This is a genomic window from Undibacterium sp. GrIS 1.2, assembly GCF_040544435.1.
GTDB lineage: Bacteria > Pseudomonadota > Gammaproteobacteria > Burkholderiales > Burkholderiaceae_D > Undibacterium.
On sequence record NZ_JBEONP010000096.1, the window covers coordinates 1 to 7,925 of the forward strand.

Below are 7,925 nucleotides of genomic sequence, written 5' to 3' on the forward strand. Positions count from 1 at the left end.
GATCGTCGTTGTGTTTGTTGGGCATCGGGGCGATCAGTAAAATTGAGGCCGCATCGTAACATCACCGCTTTTCGAGTTTGAAGTGCACCAACGCCGCGTTGCTCCCCAAGTGTCAGCAATCGTTCAACTAGGACTCTGGCGATTCCTTGACGACGCATCGCCGGTTCCGTGTAGACATTCACGATTCTGGCGCGGTAGGGATTAGGATCGCCGCGTGTCGGCCCCCAATCAAGTAACGTCATACCTGCACTGGCGACTATCTTACCGTTACTCTCGGCCAATAGTCCGATGTAGCGGCCATCACCGATAGCGTGACTAAGCCAGAACATATAAGCAGCCTTGTCGTCTTGGTTTTCTTGTTCCCGATAGTAGCGATAGGAAGCAACTATATTAGCTTCTGCTAGAGTCACACTACGTAGCGTGTAAGTGTTTAGCATGGACGCGAGGCTACTGCGAGATGACGCCTTAACCGCTCTTCGGCTTGATCATCGAAGCCTGTCAGTGAATCGGTTTTAATCAGATTTTTTAGAAACGGCTTGAAAAGATAGGGTTTATCATCAATTGCCAGCCAGTTTATCCATGGCCGACCAGATTGTCTCAACCAACCCTCAATCTCCGCATGTCGTTGATAGCCAATCGTATCCATAATCTCTGGGATTTCTCTCCAGGCTGGAGTCGTACCGATGATCCGGTCGGCAATATCCTCGGAGAAGAATGCTTTGAGTTCAGTGATTGAACGTTTATCTCTCCATGTGCTGGAAATAACAATATGCACATCAGGGAAATCTCTTAAGACATTTTCTAGTCGCGGCAAGTGGCAGAATAACTGCGCCTCTTGGTAGCAGGGTTCTGGGTGCAAAACACCATCAAAATCTAAAAACAAGATCATTATTGTTCTAGCCCACTAAAGACAAGTTGAGTAAATACAAAGAAAATTGTACTTTACGGAGCGTCAAATTTACTTTCTATCTTTTAGGTATCCTTTGAATAACGGAACGTTTTTATATTGTATGAACGTACGCATATTCTCCATACAATTATTTTAGATCAAATAAAAATTTATCCTCAAGCTTGAATCCGACTTTATAGCTTCAACGTACAAATACTGATATGAATAATATTTATTTATTCATACATCGAGAATTTTTGTTCTCAATCACCCAATTTATTGCTTTAATTAATCATTATTCCAAGAGGGACATTCAGCAATGGACAATATTTTCCAAAAGAAACTACCTTACTTTCAATTGAAAAAAATATCATTAGTTATTGCCATGTTGCCTTGTATAGCTGCGCCTTCTTGGAGCGCAGAAACGGATGAGACAGTTCCGTCCGTTGTAGTGGAGGGTTCACGAAATAGCCAGATCGGGATTGCTAGCGCTGCAAGTGTAGGGGTGGTAACGCAGCAGCAATTAGAGGCTCGTACCGTATATCGCCCGGGTGAACTGCTAGAAGCAACGCCTGGACTCATCGTCAGCCAACATAGCGGCGAAGGAAAAGCTAATCAGTTCTATCTGCGCGGCATTAATCTCGATCACGGCACGGATCTGCGCACTACAGTTGACGGTATGTTGGTCAACCAGCGCACCCATGCTCATGGACAAGGATGGACTGATGTCAATTTTTTAATACCCGAATTAGCGACTAGACTCGATTACAGCAAAGGCCCTTATGATGCGCAACAGGGAGATTTTGCGTCAGCCGGATCGGTCAGCGTGGCTTATGCAAATCGACTCCCGCAAGGAATTTTTAGTGTAGGTGTGGGACAAAATGGATTTGCTCGTACCTTGTTAGCTGACTCACCAAAATTCGGTAACGGCAATCTACTTTATGCTTTGGAGTTATTTCATAATGATGGCCCATTTGTACACGGCGATGACTATCGTAAAGTAAACGGTGTACTGCGTTACAGCGAGGGTACTGAGGCAAACGGATTTAATATCAGTTTGATGGCTTACCGAGCCCATTGGAATTCTACTGATCAGATTCCACAGCGTGCGATTGATTCTGGCCTACTTGCCAATCGTTTTGATGCAATTGATCCTAGCGATGGTGGCAGCGCTCACCGTTACAGCTTATCTACTGGATGGCAAAAAACCACAGAGACAACAGCAACAAAATTCAATGCCTACGTAATTAATAACCAACTTGATCTGTACTCTAATTTCACCTATTTTTTAGACGACCCTATTAATGGTGATCAATTTAACCAGCCAGACCGACGGGTCACAACGGCTCTCAATGCGAGCCATACGTGGAAACTACCGTTGATGGGACGTCAATCTGAGAATACGGTTGGGCTACAATTTCAGAACGACAATATCCATAACGGCTTGTATTCGACTAAAGACCGGCAGCGTCTATCCACAACACGAGAGGATCATACCGTTGAAACTAGCTTGGGCTTGTATGCAGAAAATGCGACCCAATGGACTGATAAATTTAGAAGTATTGCGGGCATCAGAGAGGATTTCTATCGGAATAATGTCACCAGTAATCTTATTGCTAATTCTAATACCGTGTCAGAACATTTACCCAGCCCGAAACTAAGTCTTATTTTTGGCCCTTGGGACAAAACCGAATATTACTTTAATATGGGTCGCGGTTTTCATAGCAACGATGCTCGGGGCGCCACTATTTCAGTCAATCCGCGTGATGCCAGCATGAGTGCCACGCGCGAGTCCGCCTTGGTTTTGTCTCGCGGTTTAGAACTCGGCGTCAGAACTGAGTTGATCCAAGGTCTGCAAACCAGCCTTTCGGTGTACCGCCTCGATCTTGATTCAGAATTGCTGTTCCAAGGGGATGCGGGTACGACCCAAGATACAGGACGCCCAAGCCGGCGACTAGGTTTTGAATTTTCTAACTACTATAAACCGCTTAAGTGGCTGACAATCGACGCGGATATCGCTTTTGCAAAAGCTCGCTATCGGAATTTTGATGTTGTGGGTGCTTATATTCCAGGCTCAGTTGAGGGTGTTGCCTCATTGGCACTTGCGGTTGACAACCTAGGTCCCTATTTTGGAGGCTTGCAGTTACGCTACTTTGGACCAAGACCATTAATTGAGGATAATTCAGTTCGATCTGATCGGACAGTAACTCTTAACGGACGCATCGGCTACAAGATTAGTCCTAAGCTGCGGGTAGATCTTGAAGGCTATAATTTAACCAACCGCCAAGACTCAGCCATCGACTACGCTTATGTATCAAGATTACCGGGTGAACCTGCAGCGGGGGTATTTGATAAACACTTTCATCCGATCGAATCGCGCTCGTTGAGAGTGAATTTAATTGCCAATTTTTGAGCAGCATATTTCAGATTTGAAATTAGACCAGTCGATATGAGCTTTGCGAGAACAATGGTCTTTGTCATCATGACGATTGACTGCGGTATGGTGAACACACTTGAGTCATGATAAAAAAATTTCTTTATTTTGTTGAGGTAAAAGATGCGACGCTTAACCATTTCAGTCGATGACGATCTGGCAGATGCTTTTGATCGGTTGGTAGAAAGCAGAGGCTATTTAAACCGCTCTGAGGCTTTTCGTGATCTCGTGCGTAAAGAATTGGGTGAGGCCGATGTCGCCACCGGAAAAGCCAAATGGTGCGTAGCAACCGTCAGCTATGTCTATGACCATCACGAGCGCCAATTAGCCAATCGTCTGACCCACATGCAGCATGAGCACCACGATATTGCTATCGCCTCGCAACACATCCATCTGGACCATGACAATTGTTTAGAAACCGTCGTGCTGAAAGGAAAAATGGCCGAGGTACGCGCCTGCGCTGATGCCATCATTTCACAAACCGGGGTTCGGCATGGCAATGTACATGTGGTACCGGTAGACATCAAAAAAGAGAAATATTCACTGGTAGGACATACTCATGTTCATCCGCATCGATGACTTGAAAATACGCACTTTTCGGGATCAGCAACGAGAAGTAGTTTTGTACTGCTCGGTTCGTCGCCTGCGTTTATTGAAATTATCTGATAACGAGTAAATCGATTGCCACTTTTTTCCAGCCTGCCTAGGAAATGCAGCAAGATCCAAATGAAACGTTAATTAATCACCAAAAAATTATCTTTTCTCAGACGCTTTCTTCTTAATATCATTTCGCTCAGAGATCGACTGAATAACGATGTCCAGCCGCTCATGCAAGTCAGCGCCGATAGCATGGCAATACCAACCAAATTCTAAAAGCTAAGCCGCGAAGCAATGTAGAGGCGCTGGCCGCTTACGGTCGCTAGTTCGCTTGCGATCGTAAAGTTCTTACGCAAAATAGCCACTGGAGGGAAAGTTTGAACTTCCCCTCCAGTGGCTATTTTGCATTTAGACATTGCGTAATATTCATGTCGATCTTAAGAACCTGCGATGTCTATTGATGCAATTCAATCGTAGATTTGAGATGAAAATTAGTGGCAATTTTGGTTGAAAAAACATGGCATCTTTGAATTGAAAATCAATGGCTGTTTTGATGCAAATACTCAATTAACGTCAAAATTCGTTTACGCGCCTTAAATTAACCTCATTTGGCTCATGCTCTATATCGGGGTACTGCGCTCTCCTACAGTCCTTCTTATTGATTTCTTTCTCAGTTCATCTGCTGATATCTGCTTTTTCAATGGGATATTCAATCTTCATCTAAGCAACCAATCCTCCCACAGTTGTTCAATTTTCTGCAATTTGACAAGACGCTTTTGTGTGGGACTCTGAGCGTATTGAGCGATCGGTTTCAACGGGCGATCTTTGAAATCAATGACCTCAATGTGATGGGCAGTCTCGGTCATTCCCATCGACCTGCAGTCACTCTGAGCTACCAGATCGCGTCTTTTTCTTCTGAAAGTGGATTATGAAATTTTTCTTAAAAATAGTATTGGTTCTTGGTGTTTTTTTCAATTGTCTCACCGGATGTCAGGCACCCGAGTCTGAATCGGGGACTGCCTTTGTCGGGCATTGGCAAGATAGGGAGAAGTCGGGTAACAAGCTCGAGATTGTTAAAAATGATGCGCATTTTATCGTGAGACAAACCACCATCTACTGTTTCGATCATTGCACCCGTAATTATCCGGCGGTGATGAAAGACGGCACCTTAGAAATACGGAATGGATTGCCGTTATTTTTGACGATCGATAAACAGACCGGCTTTTTGATCTACGACGGACGTGACTATCAGCGCGTTCGATGAACACACTTAGTCCCCTTCCCTATTCAATTCTTGTCGTTCGCTTATTCAAAAAGGAAATACAAAATGAACCATCTCTATGGAATAGTGCTGTACGCCGTTGTGATCTGCGTTATTGGATATGTGTGGTACCAAGGATCGGTTGCGGGACTTCATCGGGACTGGCTATCGCGTCCGACCTTGGAAGAGTATTGGAAGCAGCATCCTGAATGTAAGACACGCTCTGGGACGCAGTGTTATCACTGCCATTCGCGCGCTATCCGGCAATACGGCTGGAGTAATCGCTCAGATCATCGCCGGTACTTTCAGTGCAACCAATGTAACCGCACGCTCTACCGCAGCTAGGTGAGGAATTCCTGATTCTATTCAACGAGCTTTAATTAAGGAGAAGACATATGCTGATCTTAGTGACACGTTTTGTGCTGTTTGGCTGTAAATTATTTTGTGCGATTTTTATTGGAGCTTGGCAGGCATCAGTAGCCGCTCATGCGCAAGTGCAAGAGCCTGGATGGCGAGGACTTTGGCGATTTACGCTTCGTGCCTATTTTTCACCTTTAGGGGGTGCGATTGAGGAGGTGAAGCAGCAATGGCGGCGAGGACTCTGAGATCTTGTTGTCTGTAATTGAAAATTAACTTATGGAGGTACACAATGCGTATCGTGAATGGTTGGGTCGAGTTTGAAGAACAGGAACAAGCGTGCTGGGAAACTTTGCTAGAGCGCAAACTCGGTGCAATAACGCCGACTTTACTACGGGAATTAGGAGAAAGTCGTGTCAGGGAGCTCACCGATGAGGGTTATCTCATGTGGGCCAAAATGGCGGCGCAACAGGTGAGTGATATTCCTAACTCTGTTCTACAATAGCTCTTTGGAGTCGTATTTGACGTCCTCGTTTCCGGCGGGAATGTGGACGTTAATTATTTTTCTGTTTGCCTTTGATAGAACAATCTAAAAGCGACGGACTCACTACCAATACTTTTGGTATTAGCGTAAAAGTTTTTATCGTAAGGAACTTTTCCAACGCGTTGGAAAAGTGGTGATGAAATCTATTTCGCGTATAGTGGCACCATTGCTTAAAAATGTAGCAATGAATAATCGCTTTAAATTTATTAGGTGTAGACCGCACTTTTTCAACGTCAGGTCGACTTATCCACAGCGTTTCCCACTGATTTTGTGGAGAACTTTTCCCTGTAGTGATGTGCTAACTTTCTTGCCACCATCACCATGAGGAATAGACCGACCGTGAGCAGCGGTAATTTGACTTGCATCCACATTGCATTACTATTGATGATGAAGACAACAAACGTGAATGCGAGGAGCAATGTCCATAATTGCGTGGTAATCCACAATACGTGTTTAAGCCTGTTCATGGTTTTGCTCCAGATCTTTGAGTCGTTTGTAGAGATAGCTGCGAGCGCAGCCTAGTTGCTCAGCTGCTTTCATCTTATTGCCCTCAGAAGTTTGCAAAGCAGCGAGAATCTGCTCATTTGTCAGGTCTTTTGAGGTTTTGGTTTTCATCGCCGCGTGACTGCCAATGTATGCATTGGCTTTGCTGGCTATGGAGTGTCCGGCATGTTCGGTAATAATTTGGCGGGCGGCTGCAAGGATATCTTGGGCTGGTTTTTCGCCACCACGCACTGCACTGTCCAACCCCGTTAAATTTTTGTACAGATTGTTGAGATATTGTGCGCGCAAGCCGTGTGCTGTTATACCCAAGCCCTCTTTGGTAATGCCATGTTTTCCTAGTACATAGTAATAATGACTTTTCCATCTTTTGAGCGAGTACTCCGCTGGAATTGTCGTTTTAGATTTATTGTTAATATAGTTTTTGGCTATCTCGATAATGGCCAGTTGGGATTCGTCATCGATTTTAAACTTACGTGGTCGTCCCCCCTTGGTTCCATCTTCGACCTGGAGGTAGGTCTCACCGAATAGACGCATGACGGTGTCATAGGGTCGCATGAGCATACTTTCTTCTGCGCGCACGCCAAAGGTAATTTGCAACATGAGTTGAATACCGATGTGTTTATTCTCCATGGCGATCCGGCCAATTAATGCATTAACGTCGATGCCGTGCGACTCCCATGACTTGTCTTCTATGACAATCCCGGTCCTTTTCGGTAATTCGGCTAATGATGGATAGCTATCTGGATCTTTGACGATGTTGGCTTTTTTTAACCAACTCGCCAAGGTCGCCAAGTAAGTAAGCTTATTTTCAATCGTGCCGCGTGTTTGTTTTTTTGCGACCCAGTGGTCTACTAAAAATTGAATATGTTTTTCTTTGAGATTATCCAAACTTTTAATTTCAAACTTACCAATGGTGTACATCTCTTCTATCGCGGCGGTAATGCAAAGGCAACGCAGACGCTGTGTTTTGATACCCAGAGCCGCTTTGCTAATACGTGTCTTGCTATGAGCTATGTGAATATTTTTAGAGAATAGTTTGCTCAGTTCATTTTTAATCGCCTGCGGCAATTTGGACCTCTCGACGTCATGCGTATGCTCATAAGTAACGGCCATCATTTTCCCCTGTATGGAGTGGTTAAGTAAATCTTTGCAACTTAATGCCTTGCAGGGCGGCCTCCGGCAGGTCCAGGACTCTTTAGCGATAAACTTGGCTCTCTAATACTGGCTGGCACCCGTACTAGAAAGTATGCGTCCGACAGACCCACCTAGACGATCAGCAAATAACCGATTTTGCCCGCAGCGGAAGCAATTCATCAATACGATTATTTTTACAGGTAGG

General features: G+C 44.8%; 9 protein-coding genes. 6 read left to right on the forward strand and 3 right to left on the reverse strand.

The window, feature by feature from the left end; translation table 11 throughout:
* Both AAKU61_RS21530 and AAKU61_RS21535 read right to left on the reverse strand, forming a co-directional pair.
* On the reverse strand, positions 1-437 hold a 437-nt coding region (locus AAKU61_RS21530), incomplete at its 3' end, for a GNAT family N-acetyltransferase (RefSeq protein ID WP_354335587.1).
* The gene (locus tag AAKU61_RS21535; protein ID WP_323492983.1) at positions 431-889 is read right to left on the reverse strand and encodes an HAD domain-containing protein; all 459 of its coding nucleotides are present in this window, start codon (positions 887-889) and stop codon (positions 431-433) included. The genes AAKU61_RS21530 and AAKU61_RS21535, both read right to left, overlap by 7 nt.
* Positions 890-1,274: 385 nt before the next feature.
* On the opposite strand from AAKU61_RS21535, the gene AAKU61_RS21540 reads away from it, so the two are divergent.
* From AAKU61_RS21540 to AAKU61_RS21565, 6 genes are all read left to right on the forward strand, one after another.
* Positions 1,275-3,302, forward strand: a complete 2,028-nt coding sequence (locus tag AAKU61_RS21540; RefSeq protein WP_354335589.1) for a TonB-dependent receptor — start codon at positions 1,275-1,277, stop codon at positions 3,300-3,302.
* Between the two features lie 144 nt (positions 3,303-3,446).
* Entirely contained in the window at positions 3,447-3,902 is a 456-nt protein-coding gene (gene nikR / locus AAKU61_RS21545) for a nickel-responsive transcriptional regulator NikR (RefSeq protein ID WP_323492981.1), read from the forward strand.
* Between the two features lie 946 nt (positions 3,903-4,848).
* The gene (locus AAKU61_RS21550; RefSeq protein ID WP_354335591.1) at positions 4,849-5,184 is read left to right on the forward strand and encodes a hypothetical protein; all 336 of its coding nucleotides are present in this window, start codon (positions 4,849-4,851) and stop codon (positions 5,182-5,184) included.
* Positions 5,185-5,247: 63 nt separating this feature from the next.
* Positions 5,248-5,526, forward strand: a complete 279-nt coding sequence (locus AAKU61_RS21555) for a hypothetical protein (protein ID WP_354335593.1) — start codon at positions 5,248-5,250, stop codon at positions 5,524-5,526.
* Between the two features lie 50 nt (positions 5,527-5,576).
* On the forward strand, positions 5,577-5,786 hold the full coding sequence (locus tag AAKU61_RS21560; RefSeq protein WP_322121813.1) for a hypothetical protein: 210 nt from the start codon (positions 5,577-5,579) through the stop codon (positions 5,784-5,786).
* 44 nt (positions 5,787-5,830) lie between these two features.
* Positions 5,831-6,043 (forward strand): hypothetical protein, encoded by a 213-nt coding sequence (locus AAKU61_RS21565; protein WP_322121814.1) that lies wholly within the window; start codon positions 5,831-5,833, stop codon positions 6,041-6,043.
* Between the two features lie 492 nt (positions 6,044-6,535).
* Here AAKU61_RS21565 and AAKU61_RS21570 read toward each other — a convergent pair whose 3' ends face one another.
* The gene (locus AAKU61_RS21570; protein ID WP_354335595.1) at positions 6,536-7,699 is read right to left on the reverse strand and encodes an integrase domain-containing protein; all 1,164 of its coding nucleotides are present in this window, start codon (positions 7,697-7,699) and stop codon (positions 6,536-6,538) included.
* Between the last annotated feature and the right edge of the window lie 226 nt (positions 7,700-7,925).